Raw genomic sequence first — 18,743 nt, 5'->3', positions numbered from 1 at the left:
CTAGCGCCTAGCGCGCCTCGTTCAGGAACTCCTGCTCCAGCAGGCCGTAGATCGCCGAGTCCGTGAACTTGCCGTCGTAGAGCCAGTTCTCGCGCATGAGCGCGTCGCGCTTGAAGCCGAGTTTTTCCAGGACGCGCTGCGAGGCGTGGTTCTCCGGGTCGATGGTCGCCTCGACCCGGTGCAGCTCCATCTGCGTGAAGCCGTAGCGGAGGATGGGCCGGAGCGCCTCGACCATCAGGCCACGGCCCCAGAACGCGGGCGCGAGCTCGTAGCCGACCTCGGCGTAGCGGTGCGGCTTGTTCCAGCGCCAGAACCCGCACGTCCCGGCAAGCTCGCCGGTGTCCTTCACCGACAGGCCCCAGCGGATACCCATGACGTCGCGTTGCGCGTCGAACACGATCCCGAGCAGCTTCTCGGTCTCGGCGATCGTTGCATGCCCGGGTCGGCCGAAATACCGGACCACCTCGGGATTGGATTGGATGCGGAAGATCGCCTCCACGTCGGCCGGGACGAGCTCGCGCAGGACGAGGCGGGGCGTTTCGAGTGTCGGGAATGGGGTGAACGAGACCATGACGGCCACGGAGGCTCTCACCTTTCCGTGACACCAGCAACGACGCCGCGGCGCGTTGCACGATCGCGACGCGCGGCGTTGCACGATTGAAAGTCTGCCCGGAAGAACCCTTCGCCAACTGCCCGGATCGACACTCGAAACGTGTTGGCCCGATGCGTGCAATCTGTACGGGCAGAGCGCCTGCTCCGGCCGCCCCCCCCCGCCGTAGAGTAGGCGCTCTGCTTTTTGTCACCTCGCCACCAGCCACGCGAGCCCTGGCGAAGCGAGAGCAGGTCACACTTCCGAGCGCCCGTTCGATACGCAGAGGATCGCCCGGAAGGAGATGACCATGCGGTGGACGCTCGCGCTTCTCGGATCGCTTTCGGCATGCACGGCGCTCGGGTCGACGGGCGCGGAGGCGCGGCGCGACGCGGAAGAGACCGCCGTGCGCCCCGAGCCCGCCCGCGCGCTTTCCACGACGAGCGCGCAGGGCAGCGGCCCTTCGAGCCCATCTTCCGCGAGCCCGCCCGCCGCGGCCGCCTTCGCGCAGTACCCGTGGCTCGAAGGCGGAGCCGCGGGCATGCCGGCGCCGGTCGACACGCTCGAACAGCGCTTTCCACCTCCGCCGGGATTCACGCGCGTGCACCTCGCCCCGGACGGCTTCGGCGCGTTCTTGCGCACGTTGCCGCTCGCGGCGAAGGGCACGCCGGTGAAGTCGTACCGCGGCGACGAGATTCGCGCGGACGGCCACCCGAACGTCGCCGCCGTCGTGGCCATCGACGTCGGCAAGGCGGACCTGCAGCAATGCGCCGACGCGATCGTCCGGCTGCACGCGGAGTGGCGCTGGTCGCACGGGCACCGCGACCAGGGCTACCGCACGGCGAGCGGCACGAAGCTCGAATTCCAGCGTTATGCCTCGGGCCAGCGGGTGCGCGTCGACGGGAATCGGATCGAGCTCGTCCAGTCGGCGAAGCGCGCCGAGGCGACGCACGCGCTCTTCCGGACCTGGCTTGACGACGTGTTTGGCTGGACGAACACCGGCGCCCTCGCGCGGGACGGCGAGCGCGTGGCCCTCGGCGCGCTGCGGCCCGGGGACTTTTTCGTGCTGACCGGCGTGCCGTTCGGCCACACGGTCCTGGTGCTCGACATGGCGAAGGACGCGGCCGGGCGCCGCGCGGTCCTGCTCGGCCAGAGCTTCGTCCCGGCGCAGAACGTCCACGTGATCCGCCCCGAGCCCGCGAGCGCGTGGTTCGTGATCGACGAAGCCGCGGGCGCGCTCACGACCCCGTTCTGGGATCCATTCCCGTTCGATTCGATCCGCCGTTTGCCCGAGTGAACCGGCGCCTGCGTCGATCGAGCAGGAGGGCCAGGGCCGACGAAACCGCGACCCATTCGTAGGCCGCGCCGCGTTCGGCCATTCGGCATCCGCAAAGCGCACCTGGCGGCGGCGTCGTTTGCGGAGGCGGTGCGGGCGGAGGGGGCGGCGGAGGCGGAGGCGGCGGGGGAGGTGGGGGAGGCGGCGGATCCGGCGCGACGGGCTCGGTTTTGCAGGACCTCGGTCGCGCGGCGAGCCAATCGAGCAGGCCGTCGGCTTTTCCTTTCGCCCCGAGCGCCCGCCACTCGCCTGCGTGATCCTTGCCGGGCAAGAGGTCCCACGTCACGTCGCGCGTGCAGGCGGCGACGCGCTCGTGGAGCCCCTTGGCGAGGTGGTGCAGCGGGTTCCGGTCGCCGACCAGGAAATAGGCCGGCGGTGCGCACGTCGGATTCGGCTCCGGCGCGCAGGCGCTGTCCCGCGGCGGAATGCCTCCGCCGACGAACACCACCGCCGCATACCGCGCCCCGAGCCGCGCCCAGTTCCACCCGAGGAACGACGCGCCCCCCGACCAACCCGCGATCCACACCCGATCCGCGTCGATCCCGTAATCACGGCTGATCGTGTCGATCTGCGCCTCGATCCATCCCGGCGGATCCCCTTCGGACCATTGCCAGAAGCTCCCGACCCGGCATCCCTCGGCCTTCGGGCACATCGGCGCGAACATCGCCACGCCCCGCGCCGCCGCGGCCTCGGCGAACGGCGAGGAATCCCGCTCCACGAGCGGCGTCTTGCCGCCGGGCGCATCGCCATGAAGCACCACGAGGAGCGGCGCCTTCGTCGCTCCCTCGGGCGGCGGATCGAAGAGGCACCCGGGGCAGGGATATCCCACCCGGCGGCGAGGGTTTGCCTTGGCCGCACCCGCGGCGACGGCGACGAGCGCGAGCGTGGCGACAGCGACGGCGCGGGCCTTCCTCATGCGGCCGTTCGAGGATAGCCGATCCGCCCGTCCCCCTGGGATGCCGCGATCACTCGCCGTTCAACGTGTAGAGGTAGGCCGCGATGTCCTTCGCTTCTTGCTCGCTCACGCCGAGGGTCGGCATCTTCGTGCGAGGCGCGAGATCGGTCGGGCGGCGAATCCACCGGATGAGGTTGTCCGGCGTGTTGGGCGCGACGTGCGCGATGTCGCCCCGGTTCGCGAATCCCCAGAGCGGATGCGACTCCTTGCCGATCGCCCCTTCCACGCCCGGGATGACGTGGCAGGCGCCGCACGCGTACTTCTTGATCGCCTCGCGTCCCCGCGCGGCGTCCCCGCCGGCCACCTCGTGTTGGGGGGCCTGCTTCGACTTGCACGCGGCGAGCGCCCCGGGCGCCGTGAGCGCGAGGAGGAGCAGGAAAGACCGATACCGTCGTGACAAAACCACCAGATCTCCCGTGCCCGCCCGGGGCACCTGCAACGAGGCTCGCCCTCGTTAGGGGCTGCGAGGACGGCCGGCAAGCTAGCACGAAGGGGTGGGGACGAAAGGCAAGCGCGTGCCGGTCGATTGAGCATCTGCCAATCCGCTGGCCCGCTCGCGCGCGGATGCGGGGAAAGCTGCCATCATGGCTGCATGCTCGACCTCCTTCGCCGCCGCCCCGCGTTCCGGAGCCTCTGGGTGGCTGGCACCATCTCGCTCGTCGGCGACTGGCTCGCGTTCGTCGCCGTGAGCCGGCTGGCGCTCGACCATGGCGGAGGCGCGGTCGCGCTCGTGGGCGTCTTCGCTGCGCACTCGCTCCCGCACGCGTGCTTGTCGCCCATCGCGGGGTTCGTCGCGGACCGATTCGACCGGCGGCGCTTGCTCGTCGGTATCCCGCTCGTCCAGGCTGCCTTCACGCTCGCCATGACCCTGGCGGCCGCGCGGGGCGCGCTCGCGACGCTGCAGGCGCTCGTGCTCGTGCGTTCGGCGTTCACGGCCTTCATGGTCCCGGCCGAAATGGCAGCGCTGCGCCACACGGTCGAGCCGCCGGAGCTCCTCCGGGCCAACGCCATCGTCTCCGGGACGTGGAGCGTCACGTTCGTCGCGGGCATGGCGCTCGGCGGCCTGCTCGCCGCGCTTGGTCCCGTGCCCGCGATCCTCGCGGATGCACTCTCCTTCTGCCTCGCCGCGGCGCTCGCCGCGAGGTTGCCTTCCATGAAGCCCGAGGGCGCAGGCGAGCCGCAGGCCGCCGGCATCTGGGGCCTCGTGCGGGCCGTGCCCCGGGATCTCTGGGCGGCGCTCGGGCATGCGCGCGCGCAGCCGGCGCTCTTCCGCGCCGTCTTCTCGAAGGTTCCCGCGGCGCTCGCGGGCGGCATGGGCTGGGTCACGCTGAACCTCGTCGCGGATCGGGCGGCGCCGTTCGGCGCGGCGGCCATTTCGCTCGGCATCTTGCAATCCGTGCGCGGAGCCGGGACGGGGCTCGGTCCGCTCGGCATCTCGATCTTCACGCGGGGCAACGATCCGGCTCGAGGGCTCGAGCACGCGGCAGCGCTGACCACGTTTGCGGGCATCATGACCTTCTCCCTGGTGCAACCCTGGCCGACGCTCCTGCTCGTGGCTGCGCTCGTCTGGGGGATGGGCGGCGGGAGCAACTGGGTGCTCACGAGCGCGTCCCTCCAGCGCCTCGCGCCCGACGCGATGATCGGCCGCTTGTCGAGCATCGACGACCTCGCGACCACCACGACGATGGTGGTGGGCGCGCTCCTCGCGGCATTCCTGTGCCAGGCCTCCTTCTCGCTCCAGGCGATCGGGGCCATGGCGGCGGGGGCGGGGCTCGTCGCCTGGATCGCGCTCTCGCGTTTTCGTGCGGAGGCCCCGCTCTCCCTGGAAAAACCCGCCCTGGAGCGGGTGTAGCGGCGCCGCTCAGTTCAGCGGCCTCGCCGGCCGTTCCGTCGCCGCGAACCTGAATCGTCCATAAAGCGTCGGGCCGCGCAGATCCGCCTCGCTCAGCGCGAGGATGCCCATGCCGATGTCCTCGAAAAGGAGGACGACGCCGAGCCAGCCCACGAAGTAGAGCATTCCGTGCATCATGTGGTGCTCGTGCAGCCGGACCAGCTTCATCTCCGTGACGTGGAGCGGCCTCGTCGCCATCTGCTCGGCCAGCGGCACGAGCGCGCCGAGGAGCGGTCGCTCGTCGATGCGGACGCCCTTCGTCAAGAAGCGGAGATTCGTGCCGAGCTGCTCGAAGAACGCATCCATCACGTGACCAAAGTCGTCCGCTTGGACGAGTTTGTCCTTCACGTTCGCGACGAGGGCGCGGATCTCCTCGGCGTCGGGGTCTTCGGGAGGTGCCGGGCGTCCGGACGAACCCCGGGGGGAGGGGGTTTGCGACGGGGGACGGCGGGGGGGACGGGGAGGTTTCATGGTGCTCGTCTACCAGGATCGGGTTTTACTGGAACGGACCCCGACACTCGCGGAGCGCGGCGGCATCGAGGCTCGTGCCCGTCCATCGACCCGAGCTTTACCCCAGTTGCGTACTTTCGCGATTTTTTTTCGAACGGGTTCGATCGATTTCGAAGTTCCGCGGAAAAACCTGGCGCATGTGCCACATGTTTGGCACGAAGAACATCGTGGCTCAGGGGGGTGAGAGGTCGGCAAGCGGCGCCGGGTTCTCGCGGACGCTCGGGCCGCGTGCTGCTGCGAGGGGGGCCGGGTTCGCCGCGGAGGACGTTCCCCCGAACGCTGGACTTCTGGTACCCTCCGCGCCCACATGGACAGCGCCCCCCCGAGCATCGCGACCCAGATCGCGCGACAGCGCGTGGGACGCTTGCTCCGCGACAAGTGGCGCCTCGACAGCGTGCTCGGCACAGGCGGGTTCGGCGCGGTCTACGCCGCGACCCACCGCACCGGCAAACGCGTCGCCATCAAGATCATCCACCCCGAGCTCAACGCGATCGCCGACGCCCGCAGCCGCTTTCTGCGCGAGGCCTACGCCGTCAACGCCGTGACCCACCCGGGCATGGTCTCCATCCTCGACGACGACGTCGACGAAGACGGCTGTGTCTTTCTCGTGATGGAGCTGCTCGACGGCGAGACGCTCGAAGCACGCCGGCTCCGCAGCGGCGGCAGTCTCGACTTCGAAGACGTCCTCTCCATGGCCGACCCGATCCTCGACGTGCTCGCCGCAGCCCACGAGAAGGGCGTCGTGCACCGCGATCTCAAGCCGGAGAACGTCTTCTTGCTCCGCACCGGGCAGATCAAGCTGCTCGATTTCGGCGTGGCGAAGCTACGCGAGGCGCCCCGCGGCAAGGCGCTCACGGTGAACGGCATCGTGATCGGCACGCCCGCGTTCATGCCGCCCGAGCAGGCCCGCGGGCAGTGGGAGCTCGTCGACGAGCGCTCGGATCTCTACTCCGTCGGCGCGACCCTGTTCACCTTGCTCACGGGTCAGCTCGTGCACGGCAACCTGACGCCCCAGGAATCCCTCGTCGCCGCCGTGACGACGCCCGCACCCTCGCTCGCGACGATCTCGCCCGGCGCGCCTCGTATCCTCGTCGAGCTGCTCGCCCGCGCGCTGGCCTTCGACCGGAAGGATCGCTTTCAAACCGCGCGCGAGATGCAAGCCGCCGTGCGCGCGGTCTACCACGAGCTCTCCGGCAGCCTCGCCTCGACGGCGCCCCACGAGGCGGCCCGCGCGCCGTCGCAAGACGACGAGGAGACGACGCAGACCGGCCACGACGACGAGCCCACGGCCGTCCTCTCGCGGATACCGCAGCTCGCGCTCGCGCGACGCCTCCCTTCGACGACGGCACGGAGCCCGAAGCTCGTCTCACCGGACAGCGAGCCGACGATCGTCGACGCGCCGCCTTCCATGACGCTGAAGCGCAGCGTGAGCGGGCTCGTCGGGCCCGAATCACGCGGGCAGCGTTTGGCGTCGATCTTCGACTCGGCCGATTTCGGAGATCAATCCGGGCTCGCAGGGGACATCGCCAAGGCGACAGCCGAGCTGAATGCGTCGGCAGCAGCCGCGGCAGCGCAGAAAAAGAAGGCAGAGAAGGCCGCCACGGGTCCCGAGCCCGAGGAGGCCACGATCCCCAACGTGAAGGAAGAGCCGGGGAAACCGGCCGATCGGAAGAAAGCGTCGGCCGCAAGTCCTTCCCGGACGTGGATCTACGTGGTCCTCGTGGTGCTCCTCGTGGGGGCCGCCGTGGGGTTTGCCCTGCTCCGCGCAAAGCAGCGGCGGGCCAAAGCGCCCTCCGCATCGGGGGCGGCGACGCACGTCGAAGCTTGCTATGCTGCGGCGTGGGTTGGCTCGTCGCCCTCGGGCTCGTCGCATTCGTCGTGGTCGTGATCGTCTCGGTGGAGCGGACGCGCCGGCTGCTCGTCGTCGAAGCAGAAGGCGGGAAGGTCGCACGGCTCTCAGGCCGGGCGCCCGCAGAGCTCGCCGCCGACATCGAAGACGTCCTCGGTCGATCCCGCGCGACAGGGACGATCGTGCTCCGGCTCGAGGGCGGACGGGTGGTGGTGCGCGCCGAAAAAGGAATCGACGAGACCACAGCGCAAAGGCTCCGCAACGTGGTCGGACGTTTCCCCGTCGCCCGCCTGCGCACAGCACGGCGCGTGAAGCGCAGCGGAGTTCGCTAGGCTGGGGCGCTTCGCCGGGGCGCTGCCCCGGGCCCCGCGGGGGCTGTTCGCCCCTCGACCCGAACCAGGGCAAGCCCTGGACCTCAGGGGGAAGAACTGCGCAACGCGCAGTTCTTCCCACAGGCCAGTGGCAAGACCGTGAAGGTCGTCGCACGCAGCGGCACGTTGTCGGTTGAACCGTCGACGCGGCGGTCTTGGCTGGCAGGATCGTCGCCGGTCTTGCCACCGGCTGTTCGATGAACTGCGCATCGCGCAGTTCATCGACCCCGAGTCCAGCGCTTGCGCTGGTCCGGGTCCAGGGGCGGAGAGCCCCATCGTTGAACAGACGGGTCCGGGGTGAAACCCCGGCGCTACGCTCTCAGGTCTTCTCGAGGAACTTGCGGACCTGGTCTTCGATCATCTTGCCGGGCACCAACATGGGCTTGTCCGTGATGTCCACGGCGAACGCCTGGCCCGTGATCGTGTAGACGCCCGTCACCTTGCCGGCCGGCGTCGGGACCGAGAAGTCACCCTTCTTCTCGTCGCCGCCGAACTTGCCGCCGGCCTTCTCGATCGCGCCTTTCGCCTTCGCGATGATGTCGACTGCGGCGCCGGGGAAATTGACCGAGAAACTGTGCTTTGCCATGTCGTATACCCCTCTGGTTGTGCGCCGCGTGGAGAGTCCTCCCCCTCACGGCTTTTGGCGACCCTAATCCGTTCGCGCGACGAAATCCAGAGCGAACTCCCCTGCTTATCGAAGTGCTTCGATGAGATGCCTCAGGCCTGCGGGTGCGGCTGGCTCCGCTTCTTCTCGGCTTCGAGCGTCTCTTCGAGCTTCCCGCTGCCCGTGTCCACGACCTCGCGCTCGTACCAGGGCCGCGTCGCGTGCTCCCGCAGATGGTAGGCGAGCCACACGCCGAAGAGCAGCGGCACCACGGCCCAGGCGAGCCCGTGGGTCGTCAGGTGACCACCGATCGTCGTGTTCGAGGCCAATGACCCCTCGACGAGCCGCACCGGCACGATCTGTCCCTCGTGCATCCAGGCGAAGTCTGTCTCGTCCACCTCGTCGTCGACCGTGACCCCGTCCCGCGGCGAGAGCCATACGCGATAATGGTGCGTCACGGTGTCGTCGTTCTCCGTGACGTAATGGTCGAGCTTGCGGATCGTGGCCGTCGTGTCCGTGCCTGCCCAGCGCCGCACGTGATAACCGAGGAATATGATGTGGAACGAGAGCGAGGCGAGCACGATCCACATCGCCCAGCGCTCGTGGAACCGGGCGCGCTCGAGGAAACGCTCGCCGAGCGGCTGCGACGAGAGCAGCATGCGCCCGCTGCGCGGAGGCCGGAGGACGAACCCCTCGCGCCCCGATCGATATCCCGCTCCTGGCTGCGCCTCCGGATCCGGCGCGCGCGAAAGAACGCCCGAGGCATACACACGCTCGCCGGGCGTGAGCTCGGCGTATCGGATGCGGGTCTTCAGGTTGACGCGGATGAGCCCGTCCATCTCGTCCACGAGGAAGACGTCGTCCCGCGGCTCCACCCGCACGCGCTCGCCGGACGCGAGGCGCAGATAGAATGGCGCGACCATGACGCGACGCTTCTTTTCGGTCCACTTGTGCGACCAAACGCCGGAGCTCTCGGATTCCTCGCCGTCTTGATCCACCTCGACGCGGACCGTCGTCTCCGCCCCCTCGGCTCGCTCGACCTTGCCGAAGAGGACGGCTTCGCCTTCGACGAGCTGCTTCTCGCCGTCGAACGAGGCCTCGGCCGCTCGCGCCTCTGCGCGCTTGCGCGCCCGCGCGAGCAGCGCGGCGCCGAAAAGCGCGAGGAAGCCCAGCGTGCCCACCCCGTCCACGAGGAGCGACGAAAGCAGGGGGCCGAGGTGGTTGTCCGACATGAGATCCGACATGGCGGCGACTCTACCACACATGCGGGCTGTGCCGCGGCCTCCACGCGCCGTGAACCCCCTTGACACCGGCCACCTCGGGGAGTTTGCTCCTCGCTCGCCTCCGAGGCGGCCCGCGGGGGGCACGTCGGGGGGCGAGACATTCGCGGAGGAAGTCGCAATGGTCTACGTGCCGCCCAACCAAGAAGGCTCCAAGGTCTCGTTCAAGTCCCGCTATGGGAATTACATCGGCGGCGAGTGGGTCGCCCCGGTGAAGGGGGAGCATTTCGAGGACATCTCCCCCGTGACCGGCCGTCCCTTCTGCGAGATCCCGCGCTCCTCCGCGGAGGACATCGACAAGGCGCTCGACGCCGCGCACGCCGCGCGCGCCGCCTGGGGTCGCACCTCGCCGACCGAGCGCGCGAACATCCTGAACAAGATCGCCGACCGCATGGAGCAGAACATCGAGAAGCTCGCGGTCGCCGAGACGTGGGACAACGGCAAGCCCGTGCGCGAGACGCTCGCGGCCGACCTGCCGCTCGCCATCGACCATTTCCGTTATTTCGCGGGCTGTATTCGTGGCTCCGAGGGCACGATCGCCCAGATCGACGATTCCACCGTCGCGTACCATTTCCCCGAGCCGCTCGGCGTCGTCGGCCAGATCATCCCCTGGAACTTCCCGCTGCTCATGGCCGCGTGGAAGCTCGCGCCCGCGCTCGCCGCCGGCAACTGCGTCGTCCTCAAGCCCGCCGAGCAGACGCCGGCCACGATCCTGCTCTGGGCCGAGCTCGTCGGCGACCTCCTGCCGCCGGGCGTCGTGAACATCGTGAACGGCTTTGGTTTCGAGGCCGGCAAGCCCCTCGCGTCGAGCCCGCGCATCGCGAAGATCGCGTTCACCGGCGAGACCACGACGGGCCGGCTCATCATGCAATATGCCTCGGAGAACCTGATTCCCGTCACGCTGGAGCTCGGCGGCAAGTCGCCGAACGTGTTCTTCGAGGACGTCTTCGCGCAGAACGACGATTTCGCCGACAAGGTCCTCGAAGGGTTCACCATGTTCGCCCTGAACCAGGGCGAGGTCTGCACCTGCCCGTCGCGCGCGCTCGTGAGCGAGAAGATCTACCGTCAGTTCATCGAGCGGGCCGTCGAGCGCACGAAGAAGGTCAAGCAGGGCAATCCGCTCGATCCGACGACGATGATCGGCGCGCAGGCGTCGAGTGATCAGCTCGAAAAGATCCTCTCCTACATCGACGTCGGCAAGAAGGAGGGCGCGAAGCTCCTCCTCGGCGGCGAGCGCGTGCGCCTCGGCGGTGATCTCGACAATGGGTATTACGTCTCGCCGACGATCTTCGAGGGCACGAACCGGATGCGTATCTTCCAGGAGGAGATCTTCGGGCCGGTCGTGAGCGTCTCGTCGTTCAAGGACGAGGCCGAGGCGCTCGCGATCGCGAACGACACGCTGTATGGCCTCGGCGCCGGCGTGTGGACGCGCGACATCAACACGGCGTATCGCATGGGCCGCGCGATCCAGGCGGGCCGCGTGTGGACGAACTGCTACCACCTCTATCCGGCGCACGCGGCGTTCGGCGGGTACAAGCAGTCGGGCATCGGGCGCGAGACGCACAAGATGATGCTCTCGCATTACCAGCAGACGAAGAACCTGCTCGTCAGCTACAGCCCGAAGGCGCTGGGGTTCTTCTGATGGAACCCACGGTCCCGCCGCGCGTCACGGCCACGGAGGCGGCGATTGCCCTCATCCGTCGGCTCGTTTTGCGCCACGGCCCGCTCATGTTCCACCAATCGGGGGGCTGCTGCGACGGCAGCGCCCCGATGTGTTACCCGCGCGGCGAGTTCAAGGTGGGCGAGCGGGACGTCTTGCTCGGCGAGATCGAGGGTTGCCCCGTGTACATCGGCGGCGCGCAGTTCGAGTTGTGGAAACACACGCAGCTCGTGATCGACGCGGTCCCGGGCCGCGGCGCCGGCTTCTCGATCGAGTCCCCCGAAGGAATGCGGTTCCTCACGCGTTCGAATGTCTTCGGCGGGGACGAGCTCTGCGCGCTCGATGCCGCCGGGGTCAAGCGCGGGCCGCAAGGCTGAGCGCGGCATACCCCTCGAAAAGCGCCCGCAGCCGGTCCGCTTCCGCGCGGAACGGTTTTCCCCCTCCGAAAAGCCCCTCCACGGCCCTGTCGAGCTCATCGTGCGCCCGCGTGAGCGCCTCGGGCATCCCCCGCGGATCGTAAAGCTCGCCGAGGCTCTTGCCCGGGAACGCCTTTCTCGTGTCGAGCACGGCGCGGGCCGCCTCCTCCACGCGGCGGCGTCCTTCGGCGTCCGGCGTGGGGAAGGGGAACGTGCAATACGTCAGGTGCGGCGCGATGCTGATGTCGCTCTTCATGCGCCCGGCCACGGCGCGCACCCAGGCCATGAACATGCTCGATTGCAGCATCCCGAAGAGCCATTCGTCCGCGCCGGGGAACGTGATCAATTTGTTGCCGGCGATGACGTCCGGATCGAGGAACGCCGCGGGGATCACGCGCCGGTTCTCGGACGAGACCTCGGGGAGCGCGAGGTAGCGGACGGCTGGCTGACGGATCTGCGTGAAGAGCCACGGTTTGTCCGCGAGCTCCCGTACCGACGGCGTGCGCGACGCGAGGCGCACGCGACGCACGGCCTCGATACGCTTTTGCAGCACGGGTGATGCCGCAATCTCCTCGGGGCGCGCGCCTTCGAGCCAGAGGCAATGGCGCGGCTCGTCCCAGAGAAACTCGGACGCCTGTAGATACCGGCGCACGTACCGGCGGGCCACGGGATCGGCCATGACGGCGGCGTGATCCGCGGGCTCGACGACGAGGTGCCCGCCGTCGGTCGGCTGGCTGCCTTTCGTGCCCGCGGGATAGCCGGATCCGAGCGGGGTTTTTCGTTTCCGCGGCACGACGTCCGGCCCGTCGGCGAGATACACGTTGATGTTCTCCGCCGTCCTCTCCACGGGCTCGCCCCGCGGATCGGGGTAATCGAAGATCCGGCGGGGCCCCGGTTTTTCGCGGGAAAACCCGATCACGACCACGTGGACATTCGCTTTCCCTTTTGTATCGCTCGCCCAGTGGAACGTCCGGTGCGCGAAATCGATCCGATACCCGTACCGGCGGAGCAGTGGGCCGAGGCTTCGCGCCTGTTCACCCTGCGTGAGCGAGTTCGTGGTGACGAACGCGAACCGGACGGCATGGCTCGCGCCGTACGTCATCGCGCGGGCGATGAAGGCTGCGGCATAATCGAGCCTGCCGGCGTGGATCCCGCGTGTGTCGAGTTTTTCGAACGCGAGGCGGCGATCCTCCTGCTGCTCGGGGCTCATCCAGGCCATGCCCACGAACGGCGGGTTTCCGAACACGAACGACGCGCGTTCGGCCGGCAAAACCAGGTTCCAGTCGATCCGCAGCGCATTGCCGACGGTGATGCGGGGCGCGACGCCGCTCGGCCCCACGAATTCGAGCTCGCCGGCCTCGGCCTCCCGTTCGAGCGCGATCTTCGCGGCATTCGCGGCACGCTCGTCGATCTCGATCCCGCAAAACTGGTCGAGGCGCACCCGGCGCGGCAGGACCGTGCCCCGCGCGCGCAGGCGAACCAGGGCCTCGATCTCGAGCCTGCGTATTTCCCGGTAAGCCACCACGAGAAAATTCCCCGCGCCGCACGAAGGATCGAGGAAGCGCAGCCCGACGAGCCGTTCGACGAACGCGCGGAGGGAGGCGGGCGTCGTGGCCGCGGCGAGCGATGTTTCCAGCGCGTCGAGGAAAAGCGGCCGGATCGTGCGGAGGATGAACGCCTCGTTCGTGTAATGGACGCCGAGCTGCCGGCGCTCGGCGGCGCTCTTCGTCTCCTCCACGCGCTCGGGCGCTCCGGTCACGGGCGCCATGATGTTCGTCCGTCCGCCCGTGCGTCAAGGCGCAGCGAGGGGAGGGGCTACACTCGAAAAAATCACTGGATCGCGAGGGCCGAATGGAAGGATGCTTCGCGCGCTCATGCGGAACACGCGACTTCCCCTCCTGCTCCTCCTGTTCACCGCCGCCTGCGGAGCCTCGTCCGAGGCCACGAAAGAGCCGGCAACGCCCGCTTCTGGTTCGTCCTCGACGAGTCGCGACGAGGTCGCCGATGCGACACCCGCAAACGAAAACATCCTCTCGTTCGGGTGGAAAGTGCCTTGCCGTGTGCCCGTCGAGCGCGTCTCGGAGAAGAAGGGCAAGGACGCGAAGATGCGCTTTTTCGTCGCGGCTCGACGCATGAAAGACGGCAAGATCGAGGTCCGCATCGAGGACACCGAGTTCCTCGTGCTCAACGGCCAGGACGCCACCACGCCCGAGGCGCAGGAGAAACTCGCCCCCATGCTCCCGCTCCTCAGCATGCCCGTGCCGATGATCATTTCGGCCGAGGGCGAGTACCTCGAAGCCCGCGGGCTCGACAAGGTCATCGAGCAGATGCTCGCCACGCCGGCGATCGCGAGGAACGCAGAGCTCACGGCGTTCATGGCGAAGACGCTCCGCTCGCCGCAGATGCAGGCGCAGATCGCCTCGGCCGCGGGCGACTCGTGGAATGCCTGGGTCGGCGCGTGGATCGGGCTCTCGAATTCGCCGGGCGAGGTCGTCGAGGCCGACGACACGGTCCCCGCCGGTTCGGAGACGATCCCCGTGCGCCTGCGCTTCGAGCATCACGGCAAAGCCAAGGGCGACGACGCGCTCGTCCGGGTCTCGATCACCCAGACCCTCGAGGGGGAAAAAGCGGCCCAGGGCCTCGCCAACCTCGTCCGCGAGATGGCCGGCCCCCATTTCCCCAAAGACATGCCCATCGAAAATATCCGCCGCGTGACGCGCACCGAAGCGGAGACCGACCCGCGCACGCTTCGGCCCCGCCACGTGCGGTTCGAGCAGACCGTCGACATGACCATGGGTGGAAAATCGCAGACGACCCGCGAGTTCAAGGACGACACCTTCGACTGGTCCCGCGCCGAGGGCTGCCGCTGACCCCTGCCGCCCCACCGGCCGCCGTGATAAAAAGCGGCATGCGAAACCACGGAAAACTCTCCGCGATCCTCCTCATGGCCGCCTTTGGCGCCGCCGGGTGCACGGCCGAGGAACGACAGTTCGCGAACGTCTGCGACACGGCACTCATCTGCGACGACTTCGAATCGTTCGCCGCGGGCGACAAACCCGGGGGCAAGTGGCGCACCGTCGAGGTGGGGGGTTCCGTCGTCGTCGCCTCGGAGAACGCCCGGAGCGGCTCGCGCGCGGTGAAGGTCGCGGCGACCGCGACCAGCATGGGCAACGATTTCCGGACCGTGATGCTCGCGCTCGACGATACCTCGGTGCTCCCTCCGGAGGGCAACGTGCTTTATGGCCGGGCGATGCTGTTCCTCGAATCCGTGCCCATGGAAGCCGGGGGCATCGGCCTCGTGACGGCGCAGGGCCGCGTACCCGGACAGACCTACAAGGCCTATTACCGTTATGGCGTGCATCACCCGATCTTCGACGAAGCCTCGGGGGCGTTCCTCGGCAGCCAGCTCACGGCGTTCTACGACACGCCCGAGTATTACGAAGATCCGATGAGCGCCCCTCACACGGCGTGCTGGGCTCACTCGCACGAGGTGACCGTGCCCGTTGGACGGTGGGCGTGCTTCGAATGGAAGTTCGACGGAAATGAAAACGCGCTGCAGCTCTCCGTCGACGGATATGGCGTGCCCGGCCTCTCCGTGAAGGAGACCGGGGACGGCTGCACGAACCCGGACACCCCCGCGGCTCCCTGGACGGCGCCTCTCTTCTCCGAGATCTACCTGGGGTGGGAGTCCTATCTGCCCGACGCGGCGCGCACGATCTGGATCGACGACGTCGTCCTCGCCACGCAGCCAATCGGTTGTCCGGAATGAACGTTACTTCTTGCCCTTGAACGTCCAGTCGTAGGAGATGACGGTCGCATCGTTTTTCGTGGTGCCCGTGACCTCCATCGAGAGGGCGCCCTTGTCGTCGAAGTTCAGCGTCGCCGAGAGGGGGAGCTTGCCCTCCCAGTTCGCCACCTTGACGTCACACGTGTTTTTCACGACGACGAGCGTCGGCGTCGAGGCCTCGCCCTTCATCTCGCAGGCCGCGAATTTCACGACGTAGGCGCTCCCGTCCTTCGAGACCGTCACGGTCGCGCCTTCCACCTTGCGCGGCGGCGACTCGTTCTTGGCGACGTCCGCCGTCTGCGGGACGGCGATCTTCACCGTGCCGGACTCCGTGGCGTCGCCCTTGTACGTGCCCGAATAGTCCGTGCCACAACCGGCCACGCCGAGGGCCCCCACCGCGAGAAGACCGAAGAGATATTGGTGTTTCATCGTGCCTCGTTCGATGCACCGAAGACCCAAGCACGGCGCGTGCCGGGCTCGCGCGTCGCCCTACATACACCAACCGGCCCGGGATTTCATCGGTTCATGGACGCCACGGGCCGGCACGGCGCGCAAGGCGCGCGCGGCGGCGCAGGAGATGCGCCTCGGTGCGCCCTTCGTCGTTGAGTCGGGCGCGCGCGATCTGGTAGGTAAACGAGGGTGAGCTTCAAGGAATACGACGACCACGACGCCCTGGGCCTCGCCGCGCTCGTGAAGAAGGGGGAGGTGAGCCCCGCCGAACTTCTGGAGGAGGCGATCTCGCGCGCCGAACGCGTGAACGGGCGGCTCAACGCGATCGTGATCGGCATGCACGTCATCGCGCGCGAGCGGGCGCGCGGCGAGCTGCCGGACGGCCCCTTCCGCGGCGTGCCTTTCCTCATGAAGGACATGGCCACCGCCTATGCCGGCGTGCCGCTCCAGGCGGCGAGCCGCCTCTATCGTGGCAACGTGCCTTCCCACCACTCCGAGCTCACCGAGCGATTCCTGCGCGCCGGCCTCGTGGTGTTCGGCAAGACGAACTCCCCCGAGTTCGGCATCCTGCCGACGACGGAGCCCGAGCTTTATGGGCCCACGCACAACCCCTGGCGCCTCGGCTACTCGCCGGGCGGATCGAGCGGCGGCGCGGCGGCGGCCGTCGCGGCGGGGATCGTGCCCATGGCGCACGGCGGCGACGGCGGCGGATCGATTCGTATCCCGGCCGCGTGTTGTGGCCTCTTCGGTTTCAAGCCGACGCGCGCACGAAACCCCGTCGGCCCCGACGTGAGCGAGAGCTTTTACGGGTTCGCCGCCGAGCACGTCCTGTCGCGTACCGTGCGCGACAGCGCGGCCGCGCTCGACGCGACGGCGGGGCCCGAGACCACGGCGATGTACCACGCACCCGCGCCGTACCAAGGTTTCCTGGCGGCGCTCGACTCACCTCCGGAAAAACTCCGCATTGCCTTCACGAGCGAGCCGCTCCTGCACGGCGCGGAGCCCCACCCGGACAACCGGCGCGCCGTCGAGGAGACGGCGAAGCTGCTCGAAAAGCTCGGCCATCACGTGGAGCCGTCGCGGCCGCGCTTCGACGCGCGCGAGTTCGCGAAGGGGTTTTTCCTGCATTTCAGCGCGCTCGTCGCCGCCGAGATGCGCGCGGCGGAGGCCTTCCTCGGCCGCCCAGCGCGTCGCGAGGACGTCGAGCGGACGACGTGGCTCTTGAACCTCGTCGGCAGGAGCACGGACGCGGGGACGTTCGTGTATCACCGGCGCAAGCTCTTCGACGTGCAGCGCGCCGTGGCCGGGTTTTTCCAGGAATACGACGTGCTGCTCACGCCGACGATCGGCAGGCCGCCCGTGCCGCACGGGACCTTGCTCGCGAGGGGCCTGGAGGAGGGCATGCAGGAGCTCGTGGCGCGGCTCGATCGCCCGGAGCTCTTGCGGCTGCCGCGCCTGCTCGACATGGCCGTGGATCGCGCTTATGCGTTTTCGCCGTTCACGCCGGTCTTCAACGTGACGGGACAACCTTCGGCGAGCGTGCCGCTCCACTGGAATGCGGAGGGTTTGCCGATCGGGACCATGCTCACGGCGCGTTTCGGCGAGGACGCGCGCCTCTTCCGGCTCTGCGCGCAAATCGAGGAAGTGCAGTCGTTCCGAGCGCGGAGGCCGCCCGTGCATGCCTCCGCGCCCGTCGGCCTCGCGTGAATCACTCCCCGGGCGTGAAGAGGACCGGATAAACGACCGAGGTCTCCTTCGTCGCCGCGGGGAACACGAGCGCCTGGGCGGCGTCACGCATGCACGTCTCCATCGGCTGCGTCGCGGGCGAATCCGCCGTGGCTTTCATGGTCGACACGTGCCCGTCCGGGTCCACCTTGAAATCGAGCGAGATGCGCCCCTGCGCCGCCGGATTCGTCTGGAGGACCGCCTCGTAACAACCCCGGAACGCGCCGAAGTGGCTACGCACGACGGCCTGGATCTCCTCGGCTTCGAGCGACTCCGGGACGTCGATGCTCGTCGCCTCGAGCGGTAGCTCGTCCATTCCGGCGAGCGTGGTCTCGACGTTGTCGAGCTGGGCGAAGCGCGGGGCCGCGATGAGGATCACGGGCGGCGCGCCCTCGCGCGATTTCGCGGCCACGAGCCCCTTGCCCTTCGCGAGCCGCGCCTTGATCTCGGCCGAAGGCAGCGGCAGCTCGGCGTCGTAACGCGCGGGGATCTCGCCCCCTTCGAGGTCGTAATAATAAACGACGAGCGAGGTGGCGAGCTCGGCGCGCGCGCGGACGATGCCGACCCACGACGTCTCGCGGTTCGTGTTGCTGTCGACGTTCACCTCGCACGTCGGGCACGTCTTCTCTTTTTCGGCGCGGATCGCGCCGCCGACGTTGAAGGTGCCGATCCGATCACTCGAGAAATTGCGATCGCCGCCGAACGCGAGCACACGCACGCGATATCGGCCGCCCGCGTCGGGCGGGAAAAACTTCGCGAGCTGGGTCGCGAAAATCGAGACCGGAGGCTCGGCCGGGGTGAGGCGGCGCTTCGGCGTGTCCTCGCTGCCCGTGAGCAGCTTGCGCAGGCGTTTTTCCGCCTCGGCCGAGAGCGCCCATTCCCGATCGCCCGCGTGCGCCGCGAGGAGGTCTTCGACGGCCTTGATCGCGCCTTCCGCGTCGCCCGTCGCTTCGAGGGCGCGGCTGCGCACGAGGATGGCCTCGTCGCGCTCGGTCGCGGTGGCAGAAGGATGCGCGAGCGCGAGATCGATCTCCGAGAGCGCCTGCTTCGCATCCTCGCCGCGATCGAGCGCGCGCGCGACCCGCTCGATGCGCAGCGCGACCGACGCCTCGCTGGCCGGCGCCGCCTGAATGGCCGGCGCTTCGGTGCCCTCGGGGCTTTCGCCCGCGCAACCGAGCACGAACGTCGAGGCCAGAGACACCAGAACGAAACCAAGGCCGAAGTGCTTCATCATGATCAATCTCCTGTATGGCTGCCATCGCGGCGCCGTCTGGAGACCACTATGCGGCGCGTTCCTGTACGAAATTTCTCTGCCATGTC

Annotated in this window: 18 protein-coding genes; 9 read left to right on the top strand and 9 right to left on the bottom strand. The window is 68.7% G+C overall.

The features are described 5' to 3' along the window. Positions 1 to 7: 7 nt before the first annotated feature. A complete protein-coding gene (locus QHF84_RS02575; RefSeq protein WP_281311670.1) occupies positions 8 to 571 on the bottom strand; it encodes a GNAT family N-acetyltransferase in 564 nt (187 codons plus the stop codon). Between the two features lie 328 nt (positions 572 to 899). Between QHF84_RS02575 and QHF84_RS02570 the strand changes: the two genes are divergently transcribed. Then, a complete protein-coding gene (locus QHF84_RS02570) occupies positions 900 to 1,886 on the top strand; it encodes a DUF4846 domain-containing protein (RefSeq protein ID WP_281311536.1) in 987 nt (328 codons plus the stop codon). On the opposite strand, the gene QHF84_RS02565 is transcribed toward QHF84_RS02570, so the two are convergent. Then, entirely contained in the window at positions 1,828 to 2,841 is a 1,014-nt protein-coding gene (locus QHF84_RS02565; protein WP_281311535.1) for a hypothetical protein, read from the bottom strand. The genes QHF84_RS02570 and QHF84_RS02565 overlap by 59 nt on opposite strands. A 49-nt stretch (positions 2,842 to 2,890) precedes the next feature. Beyond that, positions 2,891 to 3,286 carry a c-type cytochrome gene (locus QHF84_RS02560; RefSeq protein WP_281311534.1) on the bottom strand — a complete coding sequence of 132 codons (396 nt, stop codon included), beginning with the start codon at positions 3,284 to 3,286 and terminating at the stop codon, positions 2,891 to 2,893. Between the two features lie 186 nt (positions 3,287 to 3,472). On the opposite strand from QHF84_RS02560, the gene QHF84_RS02555 reads away from it, so the two are divergent. Beyond that, a complete protein-coding gene (locus QHF84_RS02555) occupies positions 3,473 to 4,732 on the top strand; it encodes an MFS transporter (protein WP_281311533.1) in 1,260 nt (419 codons plus the stop codon). A 9-nt stretch (positions 4,733 to 4,741) separates the two neighbouring features. Here the strand turns inward: QHF84_RS02555 and QHF84_RS02550 are convergent, their stop codons facing one another. Next, positions 4,742 to 5,242 carry a hypothetical protein gene (locus QHF84_RS02550; protein ID WP_281311532.1) on the bottom strand — a complete coding sequence of 167 codons (501 nt, stop codon included), beginning with the start codon at positions 5,240 to 5,242 and terminating at the stop codon, positions 4,742 to 4,744. Positions 5,243 to 5,588: 346 nt separating this feature from the next. Here QHF84_RS02550 and QHF84_RS02545 point away from each other — a divergent pair, with 346 nt between their 5' ends. Together QHF84_RS02545 and QHF84_RS02540 are read left to right on the top strand one after the other, a co-directional pair. Beyond that, positions 5,589 to 7,169 (top strand): serine/threonine-protein kinase, encoded by a 1,581-nt coding sequence (locus QHF84_RS02545; protein ID WP_281311531.1) that lies wholly within the window; start codon positions 5,589 to 5,591, stop codon positions 7,167 to 7,169. After that, positions 7,121 to 7,462, top strand: coding sequence for a DUF3634 family protein (locus tag QHF84_RS02540; protein WP_281311530.1), 342 nt, complete (start codon positions 7,121 to 7,123; stop codon positions 7,460 to 7,462). Before QHF84_RS02545 ends, QHF84_RS02540 begins: the two co-directional genes overlap by 49 nt. Before the next feature lie 358 nt (positions 7,463 to 7,820). Here the strand turns inward: QHF84_RS02540 and QHF84_RS02535 are convergent, their stop codons facing one another. Next, complete coding sequence (locus tag QHF84_RS02535; protein ID WP_281311529.1) at positions 7,821 to 8,087, bottom strand: hypothetical protein; 267 nt, start codon at positions 8,085 to 8,087, stop codon at positions 7,821 to 7,823. A 131-nt stretch (positions 8,088 to 8,218) separates the two neighbouring features. After that, on the bottom strand, positions 8,219 to 9,349 hold the full coding sequence (locus QHF84_RS02530) for a hypothetical protein (RefSeq protein WP_281311528.1): 1,131 nt from the start codon (positions 9,347 to 9,349) through the stop codon (positions 8,219 to 8,221). 157 nt (positions 9,350 to 9,506) lie between these two features. Between QHF84_RS02530 and adh the strand changes: the two genes are divergently transcribed. Both adh and QHF84_RS02520 read left to right on the top strand, forming a co-directional pair. Then, positions 9,507 to 11,027, top strand: a complete 1,521-nt coding sequence (gene adh / locus QHF84_RS02525) for an aldehyde dehydrogenase (protein WP_281311527.1) — start codon at positions 9,507 to 9,509, stop codon at positions 11,025 to 11,027. Next, positions 11,027 to 11,422, top strand: a complete 396-nt coding sequence (locus QHF84_RS02520; RefSeq protein ID WP_281311526.1) for a DUF779 domain-containing protein — start codon at positions 11,027 to 11,029, stop codon at positions 11,420 to 11,422. Before adh ends, QHF84_RS02520 begins: the two co-directional genes overlap by 1 nt. On the opposite strand, the gene QHF84_RS02515 is transcribed toward QHF84_RS02520, so the two are convergent. After that, on the bottom strand, positions 11,400 to 13,229 hold the full coding sequence (locus QHF84_RS02515) for a DNA methyltransferase (protein ID WP_281311525.1): 1,830 nt from the start codon (positions 13,227 to 13,229) through the stop codon (positions 11,400 to 11,402). The genes QHF84_RS02520 and QHF84_RS02515 overlap by 23 nt on opposite strands. Positions 13,230 to 13,335: 106 nt before the next feature. Between QHF84_RS02515 and QHF84_RS02510 the strand changes: the two genes are divergently transcribed. Both QHF84_RS02510 and QHF84_RS02505 read left to right on the top strand, forming a co-directional pair. After that, positions 13,336 to 14,331, top strand: a complete 996-nt coding sequence (locus tag QHF84_RS02510; protein WP_281311524.1) for a hypothetical protein — start codon at positions 13,336 to 13,338, stop codon at positions 14,329 to 14,331. 38 nt (positions 14,332 to 14,369) lie between these two features. Then, positions 14,370 to 15,230 (top strand): hypothetical protein, encoded by an 861-nt coding sequence (locus QHF84_RS02505; protein ID WP_281311523.1) that lies wholly within the window; start codon positions 14,370 to 14,372, stop codon positions 15,228 to 15,230. Between the two features lie 3 nt (positions 15,231 to 15,233). Here the strand turns inward: QHF84_RS02505 and QHF84_RS02500 are convergent, their stop codons facing one another. Further along, the gene (locus QHF84_RS02500) at positions 15,234 to 15,677 is read right to left on the bottom strand and encodes a hypothetical protein (protein ID WP_281311522.1); all 444 of its coding nucleotides are present in this window, start codon (positions 15,675 to 15,677) and stop codon (positions 15,234 to 15,236) included. Positions 15,678 to 15,887: 210 nt separating this feature from the next. Between QHF84_RS02500 and QHF84_RS02495 the strand changes: the two genes are divergently transcribed. Then, entirely contained in the window at positions 15,888 to 17,405 is a 1,518-nt protein-coding gene (locus QHF84_RS02495; RefSeq protein ID WP_281311521.1) for an amidase family protein, read from the top strand. A 1-nt stretch (position 17,406) separates the two neighbouring features. Here the strand turns inward: QHF84_RS02495 and QHF84_RS02490 are convergent, their stop codons facing one another. Then, positions 17,407 to 18,657: an AgmX/PglI C-terminal domain-containing protein gene (locus QHF84_RS02490; protein ID WP_281311520.1), complete on the bottom strand. Its 1,251-nt coding sequence runs from the start codon at positions 18,655 to 18,657 to the stop codon at positions 17,407 to 17,409. Positions 18,658 to 18,743: the final 86 nt, after the last annotated feature.

It is taken from the genome of Polyangium sp. y55x31, from assembly GCF_029946505.1.
In the GTDB taxonomy this organism is placed as follows: Bacteria; Myxococcota_A; Polyangia; order Polyangiales; family Polyangiaceae; genus Polyangium.
Note: the sequence above shows the minus strand (reverse complement) of the source record. Positions and strands in the feature narration are given on the sequence as shown.